Here is a 23,542-nt window from a genome sequence, read left to right as displayed (position 1 = left end):
TAAATTGATATGCACTTTTACTAAAACTAAGTGTTTGTGATAAATGTCTCATATGAATGATTGAGAGTGTCATTTAGTCGTCAAAGGGTGTGCTTCATAACCTTATGATTATTTAGCTACATCAATGCTACATATAATTTTTATTTTGAGTGCTTTATTGGTTTAAATTATTGTTTTTAAATGAGTTATTATTTAGTTATTTATCCCTTAACAGGGCGTTATGCAATTTGAGGAATTGATGTAAATGAAAGAATTGCTGAAGTTATATGAGAGCTATTCAACCGACTTCGAAAATTTTTGGGAAAAATACAAAGAATTTGACGTTCATGGGCCAATTTTAATGAGCTTAGAGTCATATTTCACTCAACCCAAAAAAGTAATGATAGTTGGTCAGGAAACACATGGTTGGTGTCAGTCTCCATCAATCTCTGAACAAATCGGAGCATATAAGAGTTTCAACTTTGGTGAAACATATCGGAGTACACCTTTCTGGAATGTGATCAGAAAGATTGAATCAACTATGGGGTTAGAACCCTATTCAATTGCATGGTCAAATTTGAATCGTTATGATCAAGCTTGTGGATCTCCAAAACTACCCGTATTGGTTAGCGTAGAAGAGTTAGATCATTTGTTGAAAGCTGAAGTTTCAATCTTAAAGCCTGATGTGCTTATTTTGTTTACAAATCATAAATATGACTCAAGGTTACATAAGTTGTACCCAGAAGCTTTGTTTGAAAATATACCTGAACTTCCAGATAGACATTTTAAAAGAGTATCTCACCCAGAATTACCAAGTGTTACTATCCGAGCACCACATCCGAAGACAATAAGAATGCAATCTTGGGAACGTTCCTTTATAGAGTTCATCGAAAAAATTGCATAACAAACTGTTCAAGAGGGATTCGTCCACGCGTGGCGGTTTCACTTCAAATCAGTTTAAGTGATTAAGGCGGTCATATCCGCTTTGGCGGTAGCGTTGTCTCACCCCTTAACAGGGCGTTATGTTTCACTTTTATTTAGAAGAAATAAAAGGTTTTTGGTGCTTATTTCTTTAGTCTCTTTGGCACTTCGTTCGAGTTGTCTCAGCAATTCAATATTGTCTGCCCAAGTTCATGAATCCCTCAAAAATAATCACGCTTCAAATTTCGTGGGTTGCTTCAATTTGAAATCGCTTCTGCGCGTTGATAATCGGTTTGGCTTACAGTCGCTTTGGTTCTATTCCCCAATTAGCACGTCGCCAGCGGGGTTTTCGGCAATTTAAATTTTGTCTTTCGCTGTTTTGAAAGGGATGCAATCGCTCGCTAAAAACTATCAAAGTTGCCTCAATCAAATTCCTGGGAATTACGCGATTTGTGTTGATCGCTTTTGTCGGATGATTCCACGACGTCGTGTGACGTAAGTTAAACAATTCTTTATGCAATAGAGTTCTTTGCCATGTAAGCGAGCCGGTTGTGGTAAAACATAACAAAGTGTTTAAGAGGGATTCGTCAACGCGTGGCACTTTCACTTCAAATTGGTTTAAGTGATTAAGGCGGTCATATCCGCTTTGGCGGTAGCGTTGTCTCACCCCTTAACACTGGAATTTTGCGAAATATCCTCATAAACCATAATGAACATAGATAAACTTAAATTTATTTTAAAACAGTTACTTAGTAATTGATTGTTTGTTCTCGGTTGTTCATTAAAGTCTCTCTTGGTACGATAATTCTGCTACATATTTGCTACACATTAGGATGTGTCATGGCTACCAAGCAGAAGATCACCAATACCTCAATCAAGTCTCTCACTATAGAGCAGGGACGTTTAAACGATACCGAAATCAGCGGCTTTCACGCTCGAATTTCTCCGAAAGGTTCCATTAAGTATTACCTCTATTATCGACTCAACGGAAAGCAGCGAAATTACCTGATTGGTTCGGCTGATTCACTGACGCCAGCTCAAGCTCGTGATTTAGCAAAAGAGAAATCCGGATTAGTAGCAAGTGGGGTTGATGTTCAGGAGTCTCGCCACGAAGCGAAACGGCTTGAAATGCGCAAGAGCCTAACGCTTGGCAAGTATTTGGAAGAGCACTATAAGGACTATCTGGTAGCGATGAACCCCAAAAGGGCAAAGCAGTCTTATCAATGTGTTGCTAATAACTTTAAGCACCTTACCAACAAGCCATTAGATGAGATCAGTGCTTGGGATCTTCAGCAGTGGGTCACTGAGCGTAGAAAGGCTGGAAAGGCACCCGCTACGATTACCTACGCTTTTAACCGGCTTAAGGCGGCGTTTAATCGTGCCGTTGAGTGGGAGTTTCTCGATGCTCACAACCTCAACAACGTCAAACTTATCAAAGAAGATAACACCCGCATTCGCTACTTGTCCCAAGTGGAAGAGCAAGCCTTATTGAGCGCGGTGAAAGAACGTGACAGCCGCTTACGCGATACTCAGCGTTCAGCTGCGCACAATGATGTTAAAGGACGCTTTATCGATTACTTCGAGCCTTTGATCATCATGGCAATGCACACGGGGATGCGCAAAGGAGAAATGCTGACACTGCGTTGGGAGCATATTTCTATGACCAACCGCTATCTAACGATCCGCTCAGAAAATGCCAAGTCCAAAAAGAAACGGACTATCCCACTTAACGATACGGTTTATTCCATGCTGGAAGATTGGCGAGAGCAAAACCCAGAGACGGAGTTTGTCTTTGATCAGTTCGGTGAGCCGCTTAAGTCGTTTCAGTATCCTTGGCAAACGGTGTTGAAGGAAGCGGGTATCGATGATTTTAGGTTTCATGACTTGCGGCATCATTTTGCAAGTAAGCTCGTGATGGCGGGAGTTGATCTAAACATTGTTCGTGAATTACTCGGGCATGCAGATTTAAAAATGACCCTGCGTTACGCGCATTTAGCACCTGAGCATAAAGCGGCGGCGGTGAGTTTGATAGGTTAGAATGATACAAATCATATATATCACCCTTGGACCGTGGCTATCATAATAACTAAGCATTCAATAATTCATATGTAATTGCAAATTCTGAAGGCATCCTTTAATTAAAGGATACCTATGAATATTTAAATAACCATTTTGAAAATTATAATTTTAAGGAGCATTTCTCTTTAAAATTAGAGAGTAACTTAACCAAAAACACCATCAAAGGTGTCATTTTCTGATAAAGTAAATATCTCATATCCAATACGATTAGCTATATGGGTGTATTGAAGATCATTTCTCTGTTGATTTTTATCAGACTTTTCTATTTTTATTGAATTTACGTTTTTACTGGCATTTACTCCATCGAATAAGAACCTTATTGCGATTATTTCTTCACTTTGATTATTAAAATCAGGTAATGGAAGGTTGGATTTTAATCTGACCATGATTTCTTCCAAATTGATGTCATATTTCATGTTTACTAATTCAGAAATTCTATCTCCGGCGATTCTACAACCTGCTTCAATTACATTTACTTCACCGAATTGATTTACTCTAAATTCTACATGTAATATAGAATTGATTACGCCTCCGGCCTTTAAAATGGCACGCAAATTTTTTAGAATACTACTTTCAATTTTGTTTCCTAAATTAACACCGCACACATGTCCAATCTCGTCAAAATTGGGTAGATCAGATAGGATTTTTTTATTTACTATATACTTAACAATGTGACCATCTTGCACAATAACTTCTGCACTGTACTCTTCACCCTCGACAAAATCTTCAATCATGCTCTTGCAGTCAAATTTTAATCCTGTTGCCTTCGCAAACGTATAATCAAAAATAGGTTTGGAATTTTTTACGATAGACTCTCTGTTGCTATTAATAGATACAAACCAACTTCCCGCCATATCTACAGGTTTACTTATTACAGGGAAATGCTCAATCGTTTCTACAAGGTCTTTTAGTTCATCAATATTACTTGCTATCCCTAATACTTCAGGTTGATTTACTCCATGTTTCTTAAATTCTTTACGCATAATTGCTTTGTTACGTAAAATATTCGCTGGCTTATTCATGGATTTTTGTAAGTTTAGACTTTCAGCTACTTGTTCTGCGAGCTCAACAGAAAATTCACCAGCAGCAATAACAGCTATAACGTCACCTAAGCCGGATAATATTTTGGAAATATTAGAAGCATTTTCTTTCTCACCGGATAAAACCACTCTGTTTTTTTCATCTGGAAAAGATGACGAATTACCGACGATTAGAATAGGTTCAAATCCAAGTTCTTTAATAGCATCAAAATATCTATTCTTACTATTTATATTAAGAGGATAAAGCAGTGCGATTTTTTTCATTTTTAGATTCCATTAAGAGTATACATCCCACAACACCAATTATTATCCATGTTGCTGATATTAATAATACTGATACATTGTTCATAAGTTCTACACCTATATATTGCCCCATACCTAAGCCTATTGAAGTAGTTAGGAATGTATAGATAGATATTGCTTTAGGAACATTCTCGACATTTACTTTTTTGCGTAACGATTCTAATGAATAACTGGAAAATAAAATTTCACCAAATGAATAAAGTATAGAAACGAGTACGACACCTGATAGTTTATTAAATACAAAAGGAATAAGGATTAGTGATACCATCATACTAAATAAACCAACATTGCATAGAGTTACCGACCCAATTTTTTTCTTTTCAAATAAATTAGCCATTGGCATCGAGAGTACTGTTAAAAAAATTGCATTTACACCGAAAAAAATGGATATCCACTCGGTTTTACCGAGTGACTCTATCTGTACAGGTATATAGCTAAACGATTGCCCCATCATGCAGAAAAACAACACACTCGCTATCATTAATTTCCAATGATTAGATGCGGAATATCTTAGGATGTCATTTTTTGACTCGTTTTTGATTGGTGACCTAGGCGCTATTTCTGATTTAATAAAAATTGCGGCAACACAGATAATTACAAAAGAAGTAAACATTACTATCATCGAAGCTAATAATAGCTGAATGAATCCAAGCTTTTCGTAAATTATACCACCAATCAAAGGAGCTACAGCGCTACCAACACCAAATACAGAAACCGCAGTAGCAAATAATTTTGAGCAATCCTTATTAATATTTGTCATTACATGTATTGTACGAGTTATCATTGTTGCACAAGCCATACATATTCGTAATAGAACCAAAGCACCAAGAAAAACATATTGGCTATTGTTGTTATTTTCATTAGAGCAGGACATCAAAAAGAAACTTAGAACAGAACCCGCACTGGCAAGTATTAGGATGTATAGCAAAGATTTATCAGGTAATATTAAACCAATAAATAGAGATGTTAAACTCCCAATAAATAGAGCTATCATCAGATAGAAGCCAATGTCACTATAATCAATGTGTAATAAATTTCTAGCACCTACGACTAAGTAAGGGTTAAACATAAATGTTGCTAGAGTAATTAAAAATGTATTTAAAAGAAGGAGCCTACTTGATTTAGAATACATATTTTTTTACCTCTATACATCTACCACTGTATGAGGAGAAAAATACATCTATATCTATTTTTACTTCTTTTTCTCCCCATGTTGAAGGATCGTTAAAATAAATAAAATTGTTATCGGAGTAATAAGCTAATATTAAGTGCCCTCCTTTTCTTCCGTCTGTTGGGAATTTATGTGTTACAGATGTTATATATATATTTCCTTCAGATAATCCAAGTAATATGTCATTGTGATTAGCTGGTTTAGCTGAGGATATAATGTTTCGATTTCTTAAAATGCTAACAAGACCACTATGTATCCAACCTTTTGGAGTATAGAACCCAGCATTTATTGCTTCATTATAAATATCTATAAGACTTACATTCGCGTTTGTTAAATAGTCTATAATCATTTTGACACAGGCTAAACCACATGACTTGTGCGACCATTCATCGATAAAATCATCACTATATCCTTGTAGTTCTTCTACAGTACAGCACTTTCTCCAATGCTGACTAACATACGGTATGCTTCTCATTATGTATTCCTTATTCAGTAAACGCGGAATGAATAATCTCTAGAATCATCTCATCATAAGAATAACCTAGAGAGTAAAACATACTCGTGAGGTTGCTATTTTTTGCTATACCGGGAATTGTATTAATTTCCAACAAGTGAGGGTTTTGTTCGTCATCTATAATAAAGTCTAACCTAACTATGGACTTACAGTTGCAGACCTCGAATGCACGATATGAAGCATTTATTATTTTTGTTGATTCACTTTGTGTGAGTTCTGGATTGATAATAAACTCTGGCGAATTGTTACCTTCAACTCCCAATTTTTGTTTTGCATCGTAGAATTCAGACTCTGTAGTGACCTCTAGCAAGGGGAGGTGTTGTATTTTCTGTTCTGACTTCATAATTCCAACAGTCACAAAACGACCGGAAATCCATTTTTCTATAAAATAGTTTTCCCTAGAATCTTGTTCTACAAGCCAAGAAACAAGTTCTTCTCTGTTATTAATTTTGTAGATACCAATACTGCTACCACCATTGCGTAGTTTCGCCATAACGGGATAGCCAATTGCATCTGCATAGAAGAGTATTTCTTGGGTCGTTTTTTCCTTTGATAGGTCGAAAAAGTTCGCGGTCGGAATATTTGCCTGTCTGATTATTCGCTTGAACGTCAATTTGTCTGAACAGATAGCGCTGCCTAACACACCTGAACTAACATAAGGAACATTTGCGTAGTCTAACAATCCCTGAAGTCTACCATCCTCACCGTATTCACCATGTGCATAAGGAAATACTAAATCAGTGTCCACTACATTATTAATTAAGTTACGATTAGTTGATTCAACTAGCTTGTAATTTAGGTTTAGTCTGTTGAATGCTTCAATGATGGAAATTATGCCGCGTTCTGGACTGCTAGGGTGATTTTTATAGCTGAGATTTTCTTCTGAGTGTGTGCCCTCAATGAGTAATACTCTTAGTTTATCAAGCGTGTTTTCTTTAAATATGTGAAGTTTTTGCTTATCTAACGTTAGTGATGTTTTTGTCATTTTATTATATATCTTATGTACTTAGGTGCTCGAATCATACAAGAGTTAACAATTTTTTTTATGCATAAAAATGCAATCTTATATTCACATAATGAATGGAACTATCTGGAAACTTATGTACGAGTTTAAAGCAAACGCGTTCTTAGCATCAGCCAAATCTGATTTTTCGCTGCGCGCAAAAGTAAACAATGACTTTCTGAAATTGTCATGGTTGTTTATACAGTGGTTTTAATGATTTAATACGGCGTCTAAGACAGTCATTACTCAAAGGGAGAGAGTTGTGAACCCGCTTAAGCGCCGTTTCCTGCATTTGTCAGAGCTAACCGATAAGACCTATCTCACGCAAGGGGATGTATTTGACGCCGTTAATAACCACTTAATGGCGTTATGTGCAGTAACCCAAGGTCAGAATTTCGGAGGTTACATTTCCCGCAGTGAGCGAGTCGTCGTCTCCATTTTCGATTATGGCGGCGTTGTTCGCTTGTCGATGCCGATGTCCAAACGCTTTACTGTTTCACTGGAAACGCATACTTGCGAAGATATATTGATTTTGGAGCCTGACCGTGTGTACCGTTGGCGTTCGGTTAACCAAGCGTTTAATGGTGTTCAGGAAGCGAGTTTTTCCTATAAAAACGCCAGTTTTAAACAACCGACAGGCTCTTTTCTTGCCAGTACGGAAATCAGTACTGACTTGACCGTAAACAGTGTACTTGGTAAGTACGCTGGAATGCTCTCCCGACTCATTCCCAATGAAAAAACTGAACAAATCGCCAGTCAATACCCTGATACGGGTGGTCAGCGACTGAAAATCAAACCGCTTTCGGTTAAACCAGAGCAACTGCGCATTGATATCGACGATTTAATAGGTGTGTTTGGCGCTGAAAGCATTAAGGTGTCCGGTTACGGTTCGGTTATCGAAAGCACTTCGAGTACTACGTCAACGGTTAACCTAACGGTGGGTTCAACGGTTAAAAGCACTGACTCAATGCACTTAAGTTCGGTTAACGCACTTCCTAACGCCCCATTAGATTCGGTTAGTCAACGCACTGATGTTCGGTTAGGTTCGGTTACCCAACCGTTACTCACACACCCCATTGCATTAATCGCGTATCGTATTCTTCAGCGTAACGCTCAAACGAGAGCCGATAAGGTTTGGGCAATGCTTCGGCAAGACGTTAACCAACACGATTTTAACCGACACTATGACGTTGATTTAGTGGTTGAGAGTATTACGCAAGACAGTGTCACTTGGTTTGGGCGAGGGGATAGTGAAAACACCATGTCTTATGATTCATTTCGCAAAAACGTATTGGTGGATGTCCGTCGGTTGGTCAAAGCTGAGCAAGCAGAAAACCTAACGTCGTTACTGGCGTCATATGACGTTGTGACCGATTAAGTTGAAGTCTCAATGAACAACAGGAGACATCAACATGACAACAAGCACCGTTGTGAAACGCGCCTTCACTGAGCAAGAAACTGCTGCTTACATTGGAATGAGCCGTTCTTTCTTACGCCAATCACGAATGGAAGGACAACGTAAAAACCGCACCATGGCACCGCCATTCATTAAGATTGGTCGCGCTGTCCGTTACCTCAAAGAAGACCTCGACCAATGGTTAGAAAGTCATACTAAACGTGACCACCTCTCACAAAAGGAGAGCACCTATGTTTAATGACGGCAACGAGCCCGCCTTTCCTCATGTGAAGTACAAAGAATCAGGGCAACGCATTGTGCTTAATACTGCTGACAATCTTAAGGCGCTACTTGATAGCGCCGGATACGAAGCCAAGCACAATAAAATGACGTTAGAGCCCGATATTTTCAAAGACAATCAATTAGCGGGGGCGCAGGAAGAAGTGCGCAGTGAGTTGATTTCTCTGGCTTCGATTTATTCCATGCCTCGAAGTGCCATTGATGACCACTTTGGCGCGTTAGCTTTAAAGAATCGGTATCACCCAATAGTAGATTGGCTACATGGCACGTGGGACGGTGTAGCAAGGGTTAACGCCGCCTTAAGCTGTCTGAAAGCCAAGCATCCTGAGCTTTCTAATGCGGTGTTGCTACACTGGTTAGTCGGCTGTGTAGCATGTCTATTTGTTGGTAACTTCAAATCCAAATTAGTGCCCGTACTGCAAGGGGAGCAGTCGTTTAAGAAAACGGCATTTGTCGAGCGCATTGCCAACGTGATGCCTAATGCGTTTCTGGAAGGGGCTGAGCTTAACCCTGACAACAAAGACAGCGTGCTATCGGTGATTCGTTCTTGGATTGTTGAGCTTGGTGAGTTAGAGCGTTCGACCAAAAACTGCCAAGGGGCTCTGAAAGCGTTTGTGACACGCTCGAAAGATACCGTAAGGCCGCCTTATGCACGCATTGACATTAAGAAAGAGCGCCAAACCAATCTGATTGCGACGGTCAACGGCACGGACTTCTTAAAAGACGAGACAGGGAACACTCGTTACGCGGTGATTGAATTGGTTGATGAAACCGATATGGAGACGTTGAATCACATTCTCGGATGGGTATATCAGCCAACAGGGGAGTTAACCCTTAAAGAGCCTGAGAAACTGCGTCAGTTCTGGTTAGAGGTGAAACACCAGTTTATGGTTAAGCATCATCCTTGGATGCTACCTGCTGCGCTACAGGCGCAAGTATCGCAGGAATCCGCCAAGTACGTCGATAAAGGGAACTGGTACAACTTATTGAATGACCACTTAGCTGACTGTCACGGCAAAGCAAAAGAGTGGCTTTCTACTAAACAAGTGTGCGAGCTGTTACGAGTCGATGCTTCAAAGGGCAGTGTACTTGGCAAAGCATTAAACCAACGCCATAAGGAAGGGCGAATTGAAAAGAAACTGAAAAACGGCTACAACCAATACCTCTTCCCAACGGTTACTCCCCACATTCCATTTCAGTAAGTTGCCAAATTAACCCCACCTCCCCCACTTGCCTCACTGATTAAGTGGGGGAGGTGGGGCAAGTGGGGTAAGTTTTGAGACTTAGAGTTTGATGAGTCACTGTATTCAGCCGTTAACAAAAAGAATTGAGGCACAAGTCGAAGCTATCGCAAATTTAATATGTTTCAATATGCATATTAAATGGACAGGCGAAATCATGGCAAAAAAGAATGATGGGATTATTTGGCATCTTATGGATGCGCCGTGGTGGCTCAGTCTCATTGCCGCCGCCATTGTCTATATTAGTTTGAGTGTTGTGCTGCCTACCTTAGCCAAGAGTACAGGGAATATGGTTTTTGATGCCATAGCGCCAAACTTAAGCCTAATCGCTCCTTATCTCGCTTTTCTCTTCTTAATTCCCACTCCTATCGCGTTTATTAAGCAATTCAAAAGACGGTGCCAGTTTTCTTCGACAACATCCGAAATAGCCCATCAAGGCACAACAGAACCGTTAAAAAGCCTGACATGGTTAGAGTTTGAAAGCTATATCGGAGAATTCTTTAAGCAGCAAGGCTATGAAGTTAAACAAGCGTTCTCTCAAAAGCCTGACGGTGGCGTTGATATATGGATGAGAAAAGATGGGGAACTGACATTAGTGCAATGCAAGCATTGGAAGACTCGCAAAGTGGGCGTTCCAATATTGCGAGAGATGTATGCCGTAATGATAGAGCACAGTGCCAGCAAGATGATCGTGGTGACGTCAGGTGACTTTACCTCTGAAGCGGTGAAATACGCCTTGGATAAAAAGCTATGGCTGATAAATGGTGGCGATCTCGTGGATATGATTGAACTTGCACAACATTGCCGAACTGAGACGAAAACGAAAGCAGAGTTGCCTGCTGAGCCTGAACTTATCTGTCCAAGCTGTCATTCAACACTGGTAAAGCGAACCGCAAAAAGAGGGGGTAATAAAGGTCGGGCGTTTTATGGGTGCTCTGCCTATCCAAGGTGCCGTTATACAAAAAATATCGGTGTGATGTGATGAATGGGAATGCATTAACTAGAAAGGAATTGCCCCATTGTGATTTAGAGTCACTTTTTATCACATCTGTTTAACTCGTTACTTGCCCCAATTTGGGTAATGAATTATATGTGCTTAGTTGATTATTTATTAGATTATTCTATATCTACTGCTTTAGTGACGATTCACAAATAGATAAAGTCACAATGACACTGCACTACGGAGAGAGTTAGTAATCATGTCATTTGAACAAGAAGCATATCGAATACGCCGCTCGATTAAACAGTACACAACCGAATCTGTAGTTCAGCACCTTTTATCCCGCCTTCATACTGACTTTGGTAAGGGGGTAGATCGGGCTCGGTCTGCTCCTTGGGTTACATGTCTGGCTTTAGACTGGACTCTAGAATTAGAACCAGAAAGGTATGCATCGAAAGCGTCTAAGGAAGACGTTGGCAAGATACTCGATAAACTATGGTCGTTGCAGTCAGTTGCCTCTAATCTTGATGAGGCAGAAAATATTTGGCTTTCACTGAGAGCGTTCTTGCTGCCTCAGTTGCTCTTCCAGCAAGATCAACGTCTACATCTTTATTTCTTCACACGCCTTTACACGATTATGTGCTCTGAAGGAGCAAGCGCGTCATTCAAAAATAACTTTAAACAAGAAGTCGGGGTCGAGTTACAAGACTTCTTTGTGTTCTCACTACACTTCGCTGCAATGTTTTTGGAGAGATCTTCTAGCTTCATTTCATATTCTGATCTTGTTTGCAGGTTTAACCCAGCGTTTGATATCGACTCAATACGCAAGATGCTAAAAACACTGGGGGCTAATCCGCGAGACATGAGGAAGATAGCTCAAGAACAACGCACGAAAAGAGGCGAACTTCGCGCAGTAGAATACTTTTCTGAGCCGATGCTAATCTCTCGTCCACTACTATTACTTCACAACGGAGTTTCTGCTGTCCACTCATACATAGCGACTATAGGTATCAGTGAGTTTGTTCTGAGAACACTCAAGAGAGCTGATGCTCAAGGTTTCAAGAAAAAATTCGGTTCTGCTTTTGAGGACTACATTGCAGATCTTCTTACCTCGTATGACAAAGATGTCGTACGTGAAACCATGTTAAAAGAGTTTTACCGATTAAAGGGGGTGAATAATAACGCTAAAGTGGCTGATTTTTTAATACGAGAAGGCGACAGGTGCATCCTTGTCGATGCAAAAGCGATTGAGCCGAATGAACGTATCTTAGCTACCGATAGCCCAAGAATGGTAAAAGATAGGCTTAAAGGGACGATCATTCATGCTATTGAACAAACTGGAAAGTGCTCGGCAATACTCGAAGAAAACGGATATGAAACCCTGCCAGATAAGAAAAAAAGATACTCCCTAATAATCACGCACCAAGATTTTTACATGGGTAGTGCCATGAAGTTAGCAGAGTATTTGGGACATGAGTTTGAAAATAGGGTGCATGAAGCTTTAAATGATCAAGTTTTAATCGAACACTCACACTTCTGCTGCATAACGTCCTTCGAGAGTATACTTGACGTCTGCAATCAAGCTAGGACTCAATTATCTGACTTCCTAGACTACTGTGCTGAAAAAGATGCGCAGCAGGCCACTGCACGATTTGATATGCGTCAGCATATCAATGAGTACGGAAAACTTCATAACGTTGAGAGAGCGAATCCTCTTGGCAGTGAGAAGCTGATAAACGACTTCAATAGGCTACATGAAGAGCTGATGGACAAAATCAATGCTTCTCAGCGGCACTGGAAAAAGGGGATAGCTAAAGTACCAGAGTTTTTAGCCAAGAAGGTTCAGGTCGAAACTCTAGGCCACGAGGCTTGATTTTTCAGCAAGTGACTAGCCAGCACATTGATACCATTACCAATATTAGACTCAAATTGGTGGTGCGAAAAAATTTGAGTCTAATAGGTGGTGCACATAATCGAAACTTTCTCTAACAAGGTATCAAAGCCCTAACAGGGAAGAAGGCTTCAAGATACTTTCTAGTACAAACGTGCCCCAAAACGAGTTACAACCCAAAGAATTTAATGCTGTTTCGAGCCATTGATAACAGTTTCTAATGATTGTTATAGACTTGGTTGCATATGTCTGCATAAGGTAATTTATGTGGTCTTATAATCAACTTGTTTAGAGTGGAGCATAAACAACAAAATGGCGGTTTTATACAGCAAACTATACGAAGAACTTCAGCTAAGGCTTTTCAAAAACATTAACCCAGAGCACGCTGAGTTCATTCAGTTCCACTTCCATAAGTTGGCTCCTCAAGTGTTAGAACGCCTTCGAGTCGCTGGTAGGGTAGACCCCAATCGTGCAGCATACTTCCCATTTTCAGAAGAAGAAGATTTTAAAATCTCCGTGGATCCTTTTCCTGTAACTGAAACGTGCTATATCAATTACAAAGGCACTTCTTATGTCGATGTCGTTCTTAAGGCAAGCAACAAGTATTACTATGCGATTGCTCTCTGGTTACTTTTATACGATGAGAACAAGCACTCGTCTCTTGGCCGTGAAATTGTAAGAGCCTTTATCATTAATTCTATCGATCTAATGAATGAGGAAGCGCTCTTAACCTCAGATGGCATTCAAAGCAAAGTAAGCCCTCAAAAAATGAAAACAAAAACTGTTAGGTTTTACGCTAATATTTTTGATTTCACTCGAATATATGGTCATATGACTACGCCATATAAGGGAATGTTAAAAGCCCATACCGTTGATAAAGGTGTCAACCTTAATAAAGTGGGCGAACTTATCCTTCAGAATACAGATGATGTAGATCTGGAGCGATTTAAAAAGCGCGGTTTCAGTAAATTCAATAAGATATTTGAAGTACTTGCAGAAGCGAGTATTGAAGATAGCTTTCGCCTAGGAGGTCTATTGCTCCTTATAAAAAATAGTAAAGACGCAAGAACCATGAAAAAAGTAGTAGTGGATCTTGTTCTGAAACTGAACCAAAGCGATCTCAATGAGGTAGCGTAATGGTAGATAGCATTCTCGATTTCTCAAAACACTTACTATTGACTCTTATTGCCATACTCGCTTTTACTGCCGCAATAGGGGCGAATGCAAAGCTATTTCTTACAAGTATTCTGCTTATCTTGTCCATAATGTTTGTCATGGTCAGTGCGTTTTTTTGTTACAAGGCATTTGAAGTTGCAATCGACTCTAAGATGAAACAAGAATCATACAGCCATGAAAAACAAAAAAATAAAGCGCCATTGACTGATAAGGCTAAGGGGGCCTTACTTTGGAAGATACGTCTTCAGTTTTTTACTAGTTTACTCTCACTGCTATTTATCGGGGCAATGGTTGTGTTTGAGGCTATTGGTTTTACACATGATAGCAGCCTTTGTGCGACCTTAGCTTCAAATGAGTTGTGCCAAAGTACCTACGGCTACAAGTCTTCATCATCAGATACAATTGTACCCGCTCAATCGGAAGAAGTAGACGCTTTAATACTAAACCTTCTCGCAAAAATGAAAGCTATCTAACGGCGCAGGTCTTGCCTTTTTTCTGGTGAAGTCTCCTGTACTTGAAGTAATCCACGGATTACTAATCTAATGAAGACACTGACTCACTTTTGTCCAAAAGAGTGCCTGAGAGCAGAAAAGCGTTGTTTATAGTTCTTGGGCAATTTTGCAGCTACACATTTGCTACATGATTTTTGTGTTTTGTGTGAGGTTTCCATTTAAGTTATTGATTTAAAATGATTTTACGTAAGTTTTGTCACGCATTAACACGGCGTTATGTTTCACTTTGATTTAGAAGAAATAAAAGGTTTCTTGGCGCTTATTTCTTTGGTCTCTTTGGCTGTTCGTTCGAGTTGTCTCAGCAATTCAATATTGTCTGCCCAAGTTCTTGAATTCCTCAACGGATTTTATGTTTCAAAGTTCGCGGGTTGCTTCAATTTTAAGTCGCGCTTGTGCTTTGATAATCAGTCTGGCTTTAAGTCGCTTAAGTGTATTTTCCAAGCAGCAAATTGGCAGCGGGGCTTTCGGCAATTTGAGTTTTGTCTTTCGCTGTTTTGAAAGGGATGCTATCGCTCGCTGAAAACCATCAAAGTTGCCTCAATCAAATTCCCTAGAATTACACGCTTTGTGTTTATCGCTTTTGTCGGTTAATTCCACAACGTCGTGTGACGCAAGTTAAACAATTTCTTATGCAATTCAGTTCTTTGCCAAGTATGCGAGTCAGTTGTGGTAAAACATAACAAAGTGTTTAAGAGGGATTCGTCAACGCGTGGCACTTTCACTTCAAATCGGTTTAAGTGATTAAGGCGGTCATATCCGCTTTGGCGTTAGCGTTGTCTCACCCCTTAACACGGCGTTATGTTTCTCTCGGCGAAAGGAAGTCTAATTTGGGTTTTATGGTGTTAAAAATAGTTGGTTTTTTAGCCATTGCCGCTGGTTTAATTATGGCGTTTAGTCCCACTTTATTGGGTTTGTCATCAAGTCAACTTGATGCTTACGCCTCAATAGAATCGAGAGTAAAGTGGGGTTTTCTTATTGGATTGGGTGCATTTCTCGTAACGCAAAATCATCTAATTCCATGGTCAGTAACGCTGCCAGGTTTATTCTTCTGGTTAACTGCAGGTATTGTAGTTGCAAGGAGTATAGGCATCATGCTTTGTGGGTTAGCCGGTAAACAGTGGCTTTGGTTGCTCACCGAAGTAATGGTATTAGTCGTTTTTGGTTTTTGGTTTTTGGTATTACAAATCAAACACATAACAAGGCGTTCAAGAGCGATTCCGTAACGCGTGCCAGTTTCGCTTCGCTCAAAGTATGGCACGCATTATGTCACGCCTTAACGCGGCGTTAGGCTTCATATTGAGTTAAGTAGGAACTTTATGGGAAAAGGTATCATTGTTTATTGGTCAGAATCTCAAGAGGTTATTGAGTTTGATTATGAAAACTTGGAATCTATTGGGCTAGTTCGTTCATCATCGGAGTTATGGGACTCTGGTGATGAATATAACTACGTTATCGAACCAAAGATTAACAAGTTAGAAGACGGCGTGGTTGAAGTAACAATAAAGTATGAGTCTCGTATTAATGCAGATATTGACCCTGACGAAGTCTGTTGGGGGACAAGTACCTTGCTCTTAAAACCTAATGCACATTCAGGTGAAGCTCATTGGCTAGATGATTCCGGTGTTTCACATGATGGCGTTTGTCGCTGGGTTCGCTTGGATTCGCCTTTAAAGTCGTCACAGCGTAGAAGAGTTACTTCAACGAAGTTACAAAGAGAACAAGCTCAATTCAGAAAGTTACTAATGAAGTATGATAAATGCTGTGTTCTTACTGGAGAAGAAAGTAATACAGTTCTTGAAGCTGCTCACATCATACCTGTAGCGGAAGGAGGTCCTGATATTCCTTCAAATGGTATTGTTTTGAGGTGTGATTTACATAAACTATATGATTCGGCAGCATTTAAGTTTGATAGCAATGGTAATGTTCACATTAATTTGGAGGCATGTAGCAGTTATTATGCGAAGCTTTTGTCTGACACTAGATTGCCTCGAGCTACCTTAAAAAGGGTGCAGCAAGCTTTGGTCGTAAAAGAAGCCTAACAAACGCTTTAAGACGGATTCACAACGCTTGGCAGTTTTGGTTTCAATTAACTTTAGTGTTTACGGCACAATGGTTTAGGTCGGGTGATTTGCGTTGTTCACCCCTTAATGCGGCGTTATGTTTCACTTTAATTCGGAAGAAATAAAAGGTTTCTTGGCGCTTATTTCTTTGGCCTCTTTGGCTATTCGATCGAGTTGTTTCAGCAATTCAATATTGTCTGCCCAAGTTCATGAATCCCTCAAAGTAATCACGCTTCAAAGTTCGTGGGTTGCTTCAATTCGAAGCCGCGTCTGCGAGTTGGTAATTGGTCTGGTTTAAAGTCGCTTTGGTTCTCTTCCCCAATTAGTAAATCTACAGCGCGGCTTTCGGCAATTTGAGTTTTGTTTGGCGCTGTTTTGGAAGGGATGCCGTCATTCGCTGAAAATCATCAAAGTTGCCTCAATCAAATTCCTGCTATTTAACGCGGCGTTAGGCGATAGAGAGTATTATGGAAGCTATTATATTTCACGAGAGATTTAGTGACTTTAAACAAATTGAGAAGCAATTAATTGAGTCTAATATATTGTTGGATCCATATGCGATTGAATCAGATGCTGCATATAAATTAGAAAACTATCTACTAAATAGCGAACAACAGGTTAGTTGCTTACTTGATAGAAATATTGTTTCTTATCTGATCGACCTAGTAAAAGGGGCTGAGTTGTTGCCTGACGCCGAGAGGAGCAGATGTCACAGATTATCAGCTGCTTTACAGGCATTTCTTAATGCTGCAAATATTAAGTCTGAACCCGGTCTTTCATATCACGAGTATATTGAAAGCTCTTCAATCGAACGTGCCGACAAGGAACTGAGCTATTTTCGTTCAGCGGACAATTTAGATGCAAATCTTTATCTTGATATAGCGTTGGGTCATATTAACTCTATTCCTCTGGAGTCAGTGCCAAAATTTGACTCCGGTGAACTACTAGGCTTTGATCCAAAGTATCGCATAAAGGCTTTTGAGTTTAATATAGTTGTCATTAAAAAAGGACTAAGTATCCGTTCTCAGTACAATAGTGATTACGAAGCAATGAAGTTATTACTGGAATGGATGTTTGAAGAGTATGTGTTCTGTGTACCTGCGTTCTACTTTATGGCTATATATTTTAGTGGTCATAGAGTCCCTAAAATGCTTAAGTCTCAGTCAATGAAAAGTGTTAGAAATGCAGCTTGGGATTTGGCTTTGTTACAACATTGGATAACTCTATCAAACAGAGACAGCGAACAAGTCTGGTTATTGGCAAGCATGGACAAAGCCATTGCAAAAACAGCAAACCTTATGCTGTTAAGGTCAACAGAAACTGATGATGATTACTTGAACAGGCTTGAGCAAAGTTTTGCATCTATGTGGGGGAAAAAGTTTGGTAACGGCAGAGGGTTATTAAAAAGGTTTCTCTACTGGAGAGAAAATATCGATAACCCTATGAGGAAAGCTAATCAGCCAGAAAATAGAACTTATGAGTATATGTTGGCAATAAGAGCGTCAGTTGACGAAGAGTATGCAAAAATAAATATCGCCTAACAAAACATTTAGGAGGGATTCCCAATGCTTGGCATTTTTGGTTTACAGTGATTTTTGTTATTGCCGAGTAGTACAGAAGCATTTGTATAGCATGTGTCAATGCTTAGTAGGACGTGAGTTGGTAAAGGGATATGTTAGAACATAAACCTGAAAATTAATTAGAAATACTCCAGAGCTAATGGAAACTGCTCGGGCTTGCGTCAAGGCTTACCTGACTATTTTATCGCGGGTGATTTTGTGCGCTAGACGGTTTTAGTTTAAATGGGATTAGATGCTTAAAGTGTGAAGGTTTATATTAATTGCGCACTAAAAGCCTTAGAGAAAAGATGCAAAAAATTATATTTTTAAGCCTTGGTATATTGGTATCAGATTATACTTACGCTAAAGCTGAACTCGAGTTTCCATTCCAAAAAGAGTTTCAAATATATCAGATTGTTGGAGATAGTGCGGATGAAATCGAACAGTCTTTTAATGAGAGTAAACCTACTTTCCTTAAAGAGATTGATTTTGATGGCTATACAGCATGGAAATATCATTTCCATGCTGATGATGAAACTTGTGAAATTTAAGATTTCAGCTTCCGTGTTACCTATACTCTTCCTCAGATTATAAAATCAAAAACTTCACCTGAATCAGCAGAAGAATTTCGATTTTATTTAGAAAAGCTTTACAGGCATGAACAAGTTCATTGCGCCATTGCTGTAAAATTTATGCATGATATATTTTCCTCTTTGAAGGTGGGGCAGAATGGAAGGTGTGATATAGCGAATCAGAGAATAGTTGAGTTAGAAAAAGAGTTAAAAGAAAATAACGAACTTTTTGATGTATATACATCGCATGGTGAAATTGAACTCGCTGAGTCCCCCTTTGGTGAAGAGAGTTATCTAAAAATATGCGAGATATCCTATGAGCCTATTTCACAACGCTTATAACAAACTGTTTATGAGCGAATTCTTACGTTAAGTATCACTTCACGCCATGCTTTAAGGCGTCAATGACCGTCAAAGCATAAAAATAGAAAGGAGTTCTAAATTGAAAATTGCATTAGTCACCGGTGGGTCAAAAGGTATCGGTTTACAGGTAGTACTTAGGCTCGTGAAGCAGGGATATAACGTTATTACATGTTCGCGAGTGAAGGACACTTGGATTGATGTGACGAAAAAACATCCCGAATTAAAAGCAGTTGATTACCAATCCGTTGATATTTCTGATGAGCAACAATTAGAGGGTTTATTTACTCACATTACAGAGCGCTACGGAAAATTGGATGTAGCAATAAATAACGCGTCTCCGGCTCTCGCTTCTCGAGGTTATTTTCCTGAATTAGATGTACCACTGCTCAAAGAGACCCTTCATGTTGATTTTTTGTGCCAAGCTCTATGTTTAATGTCTGAACTGAAATTAATGGAGGCTGGTGCATCCATCGTCAATGTAAGTTCTGTTAATGGTATTAGACCGACTCCCAATGCATCAATGTATAGCGCTGCCAAACACGCTCTTGAAGGGCTAACGAAGTCTGTTGCGTTAGAAAGCATTCAGTCTGGGATTCGAATTAATGCCGTTGCTCCAGGTGTTACGTGGACTCCCCGATGGGAAGAAAAGCAACTTGAAAACGCCAATATCCGCTCTGATGTTTCAGACGTTGTGCCAATCAAGCGTTTTGGGGAAATCGATGAAATCGTTAATGCGATAGAGTTTTTATTGTCTGATAAAGCCAGCTATATCGTTGGCCATACGTTAGTCGTTGATGGTGGACTTTCGCTGGCATGAGCGGCTAACAAACAGCTCTAAAAGATTCACTACGCTGGACAGTTTTGGTTTGCAGTGGGTTTATCTTTAGGGAGTAGGATATCGGCTGTTGTGCTTTGTGTCTGATGACTTAACGAGCGGGCGATACTTATCGTTACCAAGGGAGTTCTGCACCACTATAGCTGTAGAACTTACCCGTGTCTGAAGGTTGAGCGTTACTGATTACCTTGAACAATTGCTGGCTCACATACTCTGGGGAGAATAGCTTGTTAGCTGGCACGTTCTTTTGAAAAGGCAGAGATAATGGCGTGTCTGTTGTGCCAGGGTGGAAGGCGAAAACGCAGCAGTTCGGCAACTTGAACTTCCATTCAATACTTATGGTTTTTATTGCCATATTCAGTGCGGCTTTAGAGCAACGATAGCTAACCCATCCCCCTATTTTGTTATCTTCAATGCTTCCTATTCTAGCCGACAGTGAAATAAAATATGTCTGCTGTGCAGCCTTTAACTGAGCTGAGAAATACTTTGCCAATAACAGTGTGGGTAGGGTATTTGAACTCAAGTTTTGATTAAAGAACTCCGGGGTAAATTCGTTGACAGATTTTTCAGGTTGATGGGCTGTGTCATGAAGAAAGCCAGCGGCATTAATGAGTATGTCTAGGCTTGAAATTTTATCGGCAAGTTGCCTTACTTCCTCGTCGAGTGAAGCATTGACTTTAAACCATGCTATATCACCGCCGTTTTCCTGCGGTAACGTTGATTGGTAAGTCGCATATATTTTAGCGTCAGGAAATGTCGATAAGACATGATTGATAATTGCTTTTCCGATGCCGCCATTACCGCCAATAACAAGAAGTTTCAATTGCCAACACTCACTCGCTAGTATTAAATAAATTATAGACTAAGAATAAAATGACAGCTAACACGACGGTATGCCATTTAGAGATAAAATGACGATGAAATTAGAGCGATTTTCACCGCAGCATTATGATTTGCTTATCGATTGGATTCACAGTGAGGAGCAGATGTATTTGTGGAGTGGTCCTACTTACTCATTTCCGCTTAATGTGAGTCAGATTAAAGCGCATTGCTCAAAACCTGAAGTCAATCCATTTATCTTGTTTAATGGTTCACAGCCCATCGGTTTTGTCGAACTGTACAAAATAACCAAGCATCATTATCGAGTGTGTCGGGTGCTAATTGCGCAAGAATATCGTGGTAATGGCTTAAGCAAGACGATGTTAAATCTTGTTATCAATAAAGCGGTAGACGATTTCGGTACAATAAAGCTTAGTCTGGGGGTTTTTGAGAGAAATCAAGTCGCTCAGCGGTGTTATCAAGATATAGGCTTTAAAGTGGTGTCATTCGATCGAGGTTCACGGGTTGTAAATGGTGAGCCATGGACGTTAGTGCACATGGAAAAATCGCTGATTACACAGCGTTTAAGAAACACGTTCAACGCTTGGCGGTTTTGGCGTTAATATCGGAGTTGTGATGGCAGACGCATAGCCAAAGTTTGGTGGCTTTTTGCTTACGACTGAACAACGCTCCAAGTTCTAGGGAAAAAGATGAATAGTGATATTAAATTGAATATGCACAAATATATGTTAATGGAGTTTACTTATATAGGGTGTTTGTGGCTTGTTCTGCTCTTGTTGTCTCATGGTGATAATAAATGGCTGAAATTATTTGTACTGGCTATGTGCGTTGGAACCGCTATTCGGATGTTTATATTATGGCGTAAGCTTAGGAATAGTGCACTTTATACCTCAAACGAGGGGGGGGGGGGGGTTAAAGGTTTAGCTTGTGACGTATTGCTGAAGAATAATTTCCTACCCTTTGGAATAGGGGCGGCGGTGAAAGTGTCGTATTTTGAAGGTAGCATGCAAAAACGTAATATTTATATTCCGAAAAGTGCCTTGAGTCATGAACATTGGCAGCGCATGTTGTCTCTGCGAGCTTAAAAAATCGGTTTAAATAAGCTTATGACTCGATATGTTAGAAACGTTGTTCAGAAGTAAATAAATAGAGCTTCCAATGAGTAAAAGAGTCAAATCAGCCTTGGTCTGGTTGAAACATATACTTGATAGTGAGCATGTAGAGTATCAAATTGTTGGTGGGCTAGCTGCGGCTATTCACGGTGGTCTTCGCGAAATCGCCGATATAGACCTCTATATTCACAACAATGACGCACATAAAATTTTGCCCCATGTAGCTCAGTTTATATCTAAACCTTTAACTCATTATGTGGGACATGGCTGGGATCTTGACTATTTCCAGTTGATATATAATGACCAGAAAATTGAAATTGGATTGAGTGAAAACAGCAAAATACAGTCAGCCAATGACGGCTCGTGTCATGCGCTCGAAATAAACTTTTCGCAATCTAACAATATAGAATATTTAGGTCTAAGGTTACACGTGATGCCAATTCAGCAGTTGGTCGCCTATAAGAAAATATTGGCACGGGAAGTCGACTTAATCGACATTCGAGAGTTAGGTTTCAATTGAGTGCCATAGCACAGTACGCTACAGCTCAGACGTTATTCGTCGCTTTTTCAGCGTTCGCGAATTAGTCGTTCAGCAAGCGCACCATGCTGATGGTCAGCGTTACCATGCTGTGGGTAAGTTCTTTTTCATCTCTAAGAGAAGTAAATAAGCGCTATGTCCTGTAATTCGGTATGGATCAAACTCGTGATTCGATGAGAACTTTAACGCTAATGGTTTCGTCGCACTGGAAATGGGAATATACCCCATCGACCAGTTTTGGAAATCTCGGCTGTTAATTTCTTGGTAGCAAAGAATCACCACATTATGGTGACGTACGTCTCTGATGATAGAGTTGTACAACGCATTGACTTTTTCTCTATCTCCTTCTAGACATTGGAGAAAGTAATTATTATTGAAATAAAGCATCCCTGTAATGCCTTGCTCAACGTTGTGGGTTTGAGCAGAATGAATAATTTGCTCGATATCCGAATGTTTCAGGGGCTCTGATACTGTACTTGCGTAAACCAATCTTATTAAATTCATAATATGCTACTAGTTGAGTATGTATGCTTAAAATATATATCAGGTTTGACAAAAAGCGAACTGAGGAAGGATGGTGCCATGGTCTTTACTCATGGCGCTTGGTCGTGATCACTCTGGTGTGTCGAAATCATTCTTATCGAAAGAGAAATCAGCGTTACTAAGGGCGTAAAATCAATGTTGAAATACATAACCCTGATCGTACTGATGATGTTTAGCCAGCTTGTCAGTAGTGCCACTTTAACAACAAAAAATTATGTTGTTACCGTTAAGCCTAATTGCCAGGAAGGTAACGTTACTTGCGATGACGTTATATATGTCGGTCGCTCAAAAACAACGGGACAAACGATTACCCTTGAAGGATACACCTTGCATCGATGGTGTGCAGATGGCGTCACTCCATGCCAATTCTTAGGGTATGAATTTAAAAATGGTCGCTTTATTTACAGCGTTCTAGAACGTGGCGTTTTGAAAGTCGAGAAAAATGGTCACTCATTAATATATGAAAAAGGCGAGTGGAATTATTGAGTTGTTCGTATCGCGGTTTTTATGTCAGAGGACGAATAGCCTATTACGCTGGTTGAATTTTATCCAGGTGACTGTACATATCAACTTTTATAAAAATATCGATGCAAATAAGTGGATTCATTCTTTATATAAATATAATGTCGTTATTTTATAAATATTAAAGGCTTA

General features: G+C 39.7%; 25 protein-coding genes. 19 read left to right on the top strand and 6 right to left on the bottom strand.

The window, feature by feature from the left end; all coding sequences use genetic code 11:
• Window positions 1-244 precede the first annotated feature (244 nt).
• Window positions 245-883, top strand: a complete 639-nt coding sequence (locus tag M1D72_RS05725; RefSeq protein WP_274008493.1) for a hypothetical protein — start codon at window positions 245-247, stop codon at window positions 881-883.
• A gap of 857 nt (window positions 884-1,740) precedes the next feature.
• Window positions 1,741-2,937 carry a tyrosine-type recombinase/integrase gene (locus M1D72_RS05720; RefSeq protein ID WP_456294867.1) on the top strand — a complete coding sequence of 399 codons (1,197 nt, stop codon included), beginning with the start codon at window positions 1,741-1,743 and terminating at the stop codon, window positions 2,935-2,937.
• 185 nt (window positions 2,938-3,122) lie between these two features.
• Here M1D72_RS05720 and M1D72_RS05715 read toward each other — a convergent pair whose 3' ends face one another.
• The 4 genes from M1D72_RS05715 to M1D72_RS05700 are packed head-to-tail and all read right to left on the bottom strand — an operon-like array spanning window position 3,123 to window position 6,992.
• The gene (locus M1D72_RS05715; RefSeq protein ID WP_456294866.1) at window positions 3,123-4,283 is read right to left on the bottom strand and encodes an ATP-grasp domain-containing protein; all 1,161 of its coding nucleotides are present in this window, start codon (window positions 4,281-4,283) and stop codon (window positions 3,123-3,125) included.
• Window positions 4,252-5,454, bottom strand: a complete 1,203-nt coding sequence (locus M1D72_RS05710) for an MFS transporter (protein WP_456294865.1) — start codon at window positions 5,452-5,454, stop codon at window positions 4,252-4,254. Before M1D72_RS05710 ends, M1D72_RS05715 begins: the two co-directional genes overlap by 32 nt.
• On the bottom strand, window positions 5,444-5,968 hold the full coding sequence (locus M1D72_RS05705) for a cysteine peptidase family C39 domain-containing protein (RefSeq protein WP_456294864.1): 525 nt from the start codon (window positions 5,966-5,968) through the stop codon (window positions 5,444-5,446). Before M1D72_RS05705 ends, M1D72_RS05710 begins: the two co-directional genes overlap by 11 nt.
• A gap of 10 nt (window positions 5,969-5,978) precedes the next feature.
• Entirely contained in the window at window positions 5,979-6,992 is a 1,014-nt protein-coding gene (locus M1D72_RS05700) for a D-alanine--D-alanine ligase family protein (RefSeq protein WP_456294863.1), read from the bottom strand.
• Window positions 6,993-7,272: 280 nt separating this feature from the next.
• Here M1D72_RS05700 and M1D72_RS05695 point away from each other — a divergent pair, with 280 nt between their 5' ends.
• The 13 genes from M1D72_RS05695 to M1D72_RS05635 all read left to right on the top strand — a co-directional run bounded on the left by M1D72_RS05695 (window position 7,273) and on the right by M1D72_RS05635 (window position 19,837).
• Window positions 7,273-8,388: a hypothetical protein gene (locus M1D72_RS05695; RefSeq protein WP_456294862.1), complete on the top strand. Its 1,116-nt coding sequence runs from the start codon at window positions 7,273-7,275 to the stop codon at window positions 8,386-8,388.
• A gap of 34 nt (window positions 8,389-8,422) precedes the next feature.
• Window positions 8,423-8,665, top strand: coding sequence for a helix-turn-helix transcriptional regulator (locus tag M1D72_RS05690; protein ID WP_456294861.1), 243 nt, complete (start codon window positions 8,423-8,425; stop codon window positions 8,663-8,665).
• Window positions 8,658-9,908, top strand: a complete 1,251-nt coding sequence (locus M1D72_RS05685) for a VapE domain-containing protein (RefSeq protein ID WP_456294860.1) — start codon at window positions 8,658-8,660, stop codon at window positions 9,906-9,908. Before M1D72_RS05690 ends, M1D72_RS05685 begins: the two co-directional genes overlap by 8 nt.
• A gap of 196 nt (window positions 9,909-10,104) precedes the next feature.
• On the top strand, window positions 10,105-10,929 hold the full coding sequence (locus M1D72_RS05680) for a restriction endonuclease (RefSeq protein WP_456294859.1): 825 nt from the start codon (window positions 10,105-10,107) through the stop codon (window positions 10,927-10,929).
• 217 nt (window positions 10,930-11,146) lie between these two features.
• Window positions 11,147-12,760, top strand: a complete 1,614-nt coding sequence (gapS1, locus tag M1D72_RS05675; protein WP_456294858.1) for a GapS1 family protein — start codon at window positions 11,147-11,149, stop codon at window positions 12,758-12,760.
• 330 nt (window positions 12,761-13,090) lie between these two features.
• Window positions 13,091-13,915, top strand: coding sequence for a hypothetical protein (locus M1D72_RS05670; protein ID WP_456294857.1), 825 nt, complete (start codon window positions 13,091-13,093; stop codon window positions 13,913-13,915).
• Window positions 13,915-14,427, top strand: coding sequence for a hypothetical protein (locus M1D72_RS05665; RefSeq protein ID WP_456294856.1), 513 nt, complete (start codon window positions 13,915-13,917; stop codon window positions 14,425-14,427). Before M1D72_RS05670 ends, M1D72_RS05665 begins: the two co-directional genes overlap by 1 nt.
• An 866-nt stretch (window positions 14,428-15,293) precedes the next feature.
• On the top strand, window positions 15,294-15,689 hold the full coding sequence (locus M1D72_RS05660) for a hypothetical protein (protein WP_456294855.1): 396 nt from the start codon (window positions 15,294-15,296) through the stop codon (window positions 15,687-15,689).
• Between the two features lie 93 nt (window positions 15,690-15,782).
• Window positions 15,783-16,505, top strand: a complete 723-nt coding sequence (locus M1D72_RS05655) for an HNH endonuclease (protein ID WP_456294854.1) — start codon at window positions 15,783-15,785, stop codon at window positions 16,503-16,505.
• A gap of 488 nt (window positions 16,506-16,993) precedes the next feature.
• Complete coding sequence (locus M1D72_RS05650) at window positions 16,994-18,067, top strand: hypothetical protein (RefSeq protein ID WP_456294853.1); 1,074 nt, start codon at window positions 16,994-16,996, stop codon at window positions 18,065-18,067.
• Between the two features lie 326 nt (window positions 18,068-18,393).
• Window positions 18,394-18,636 (top strand): hypothetical protein, encoded by a 243-nt coding sequence (locus tag M1D72_RS05645; RefSeq protein WP_456294852.1) that lies wholly within the window; start codon window positions 18,394-18,396, stop codon window positions 18,634-18,636.
• 36 nt (window positions 18,637-18,672) lie between these two features.
• The gene (locus M1D72_RS05640) at window positions 18,673-18,999 is read left to right on the top strand and encodes a DUF922 domain-containing protein (RefSeq protein ID WP_456295610.1); all 327 of its coding nucleotides are present in this window, start codon (window positions 18,673-18,675) and stop codon (window positions 18,997-18,999) included.
• 100 nt (window positions 19,000-19,099) lie between these two features.
• Entirely contained in the window at window positions 19,100-19,837 is a 738-nt protein-coding gene (locus M1D72_RS05635; RefSeq protein WP_456294851.1) for an SDR family NAD(P)-dependent oxidoreductase, read from the top strand.
• A 133-nt stretch (window positions 19,838-19,970) separates the two neighbouring features.
• On the opposite strand, the gene M1D72_RS05630 is transcribed toward M1D72_RS05635, so the two are convergent.
• Window positions 19,971-20,678, bottom strand: coding sequence for an SDR family NAD(P)-dependent oxidoreductase (locus tag M1D72_RS05630; RefSeq protein WP_456294850.1), 708 nt, complete (start codon window positions 20,676-20,678; stop codon window positions 19,971-19,973).
• Between the two features lie 88 nt (window positions 20,679-20,766).
• Here M1D72_RS05630 and M1D72_RS05625 point away from each other — a divergent pair, with 88 nt between their 5' ends.
• The 3 genes from M1D72_RS05625 to M1D72_RS05615 all read left to right on the top strand — a co-directional run bounded on the left by M1D72_RS05625 (window position 20,767) and on the right by M1D72_RS05615 (window position 22,327).
• Entirely contained in the window at window positions 20,767-21,297 is a 531-nt protein-coding gene (locus M1D72_RS05625; RefSeq protein WP_456294849.1) for a GNAT family N-acetyltransferase, read from the top strand.
• An 87-nt stretch (window positions 21,298-21,384) separates the two neighbouring features.
• Window positions 21,385-21,780 carry a hypothetical protein gene (locus tag M1D72_RS05620; RefSeq protein WP_456294848.1) on the top strand — a complete coding sequence of 132 codons (396 nt, stop codon included), beginning with the start codon at window positions 21,385-21,387 and terminating at the stop codon, window positions 21,778-21,780.
• Between the two features lie 73 nt (window positions 21,781-21,853).
• Window positions 21,854-22,327: a MazG-related protein gene (locus M1D72_RS05615; protein ID WP_456294847.1), complete on the top strand. Its 474-nt coding sequence runs from the start codon at window positions 21,854-21,856 to the stop codon at window positions 22,325-22,327.
• Window positions 22,328-22,426: 99 nt separating this feature from the next.
• On the opposite strand, the gene M1D72_RS05610 is transcribed toward M1D72_RS05615, so the two are convergent.
• Window positions 22,427-22,849 (bottom strand): BLUF domain-containing protein, encoded by a 423-nt coding sequence (locus tag M1D72_RS05610; RefSeq protein WP_456294846.1) that lies wholly within the window; start codon window positions 22,847-22,849, stop codon window positions 22,427-22,429.
• Window positions 22,850-23,023: 174 nt separating this feature from the next.
• Between M1D72_RS05610 and M1D72_RS05605 the strand changes: the two genes are divergently transcribed.
• Window positions 23,024-23,374 (top strand): hypothetical protein, encoded by a 351-nt coding sequence (locus M1D72_RS05605; protein ID WP_456294845.1) that lies wholly within the window; start codon window positions 23,024-23,026, stop codon window positions 23,372-23,374.
• The last annotated feature ends 168 nt before the right edge of the window (window positions 23,375-23,542 follow it).

This window comes from Vibrio sp. AK197 (assembly GCF_053903115.1).
This window is presented reverse-complemented; position numbering and strand designations above follow the sequence as displayed.

Excerpts from the sequence above, each read along its gene's own strand:
- M1D72_RS05725 (WP_274008493.1), top strand. The coding sequence starts at position 245 with ATGAAAGAATTGCTGAAGTTATATGAGAGCTATTCAACCGACTTCGAA.
- M1D72_RS05720 (WP_456294867.1), top strand. The coding sequence starts at position 1,741 with ATGGCTACCAAGCAGAAGATCACCAATACCTCAATCAAGTCTCTCACT.
- M1D72_RS05715 (WP_456294866.1), bottom strand. The coding sequence starts at position 4,283 with ATGAAAAAAATCGCACTGCTTTATCCTCTTAATATAAATAGTAAGAAT.
- M1D72_RS05710 (WP_456294865.1), bottom strand. The coding sequence starts at position 5,454 with ATGTATTCTAAATCAAGTAGGCTCCTTCTTTTAAATACATTTTTAATT.
- M1D72_RS05705 (WP_456294864.1), bottom strand. The coding sequence starts at position 5,968 with ATGAGAAGCATACCGTATGTTAGTCAGCATTGGAGAAAGTGCTGTACT.
- M1D72_RS05700 (WP_456294863.1), bottom strand. The coding sequence starts at position 6,992 with ATGACAAAAACATCACTAACGTTAGATAAGCAAAAACTTCACATATTT.
- M1D72_RS05690 (WP_456294861.1), top strand. The coding sequence starts at position 8,423 with ATGACAACAAGCACCGTTGTGAAACGCGCCTTCACTGAGCAAGAAACT.
- M1D72_RS05685 (WP_456294860.1), top strand. The coding sequence starts at position 8,658 with ATGTTTAATGACGGCAACGAGCCCGCCTTTCCTCATGTGAAGTACAAA.
- M1D72_RS05680 (WP_456294859.1), top strand. The coding sequence starts at position 10,105 with ATGGCAAAAAAGAATGATGGGATTATTTGGCATCTTATGGATGCGCCG.
- gapS1 (WP_456294858.1), top strand. The coding sequence starts at position 11,147 with ATGTCATTTGAACAAGAAGCATATCGAATACGCCGCTCGATTAAACAG.
- M1D72_RS05670 (WP_456294857.1), top strand. The coding sequence starts at position 13,091 with ATGGCGGTTTTATACAGCAAACTATACGAAGAACTTCAGCTAAGGCTT.
- M1D72_RS05665 (WP_456294856.1), top strand. The coding sequence starts at position 13,915 with ATGGTAGATAGCATTCTCGATTTCTCAAAACACTTACTATTGACTCTT.
- M1D72_RS05655 (WP_456294854.1), top strand. The coding sequence starts at position 15,783 with ATGGGAAAAGGTATCATTGTTTATTGGTCAGAATCTCAAGAGGTTATT.
- M1D72_RS05650 (WP_456294853.1), top strand. The coding sequence starts at position 16,994 with ATGGAAGCTATTATATTTCACGAGAGATTTAGTGACTTTAAACAAATT.
- M1D72_RS05645 (WP_456294852.1), top strand. The coding sequence starts at position 18,394 with ATGCAAAAAATTATATTTTTAAGCCTTGGTATATTGGTATCAGATTAT.
- M1D72_RS05625 (WP_456294849.1), top strand. The coding sequence starts at position 20,767 with ATGACGATGAAATTAGAGCGATTTTCACCGCAGCATTATGATTTGCTT.
- M1D72_RS05620 (WP_456294848.1), top strand. The coding sequence starts at position 21,385 with ATGAATAGTGATATTAAATTGAATATGCACAAATATATGTTAATGGAG.
- M1D72_RS05615 (WP_456294847.1), top strand. The coding sequence starts at position 21,854 with ATGAGTAAAAGAGTCAAATCAGCCTTGGTCTGGTTGAAACATATACTT.
- M1D72_RS05610 (WP_456294846.1), bottom strand. The coding sequence starts at position 22,849 with ATGAATTTAATAAGATTGGTTTACGCAAGTACAGTATCAGAGCCCCTG.
- M1D72_RS05605 (WP_456294845.1), top strand. The coding sequence starts at position 23,024 with ATGTTGAAATACATAACCCTGATCGTACTGATGATGTTTAGCCAGCTT.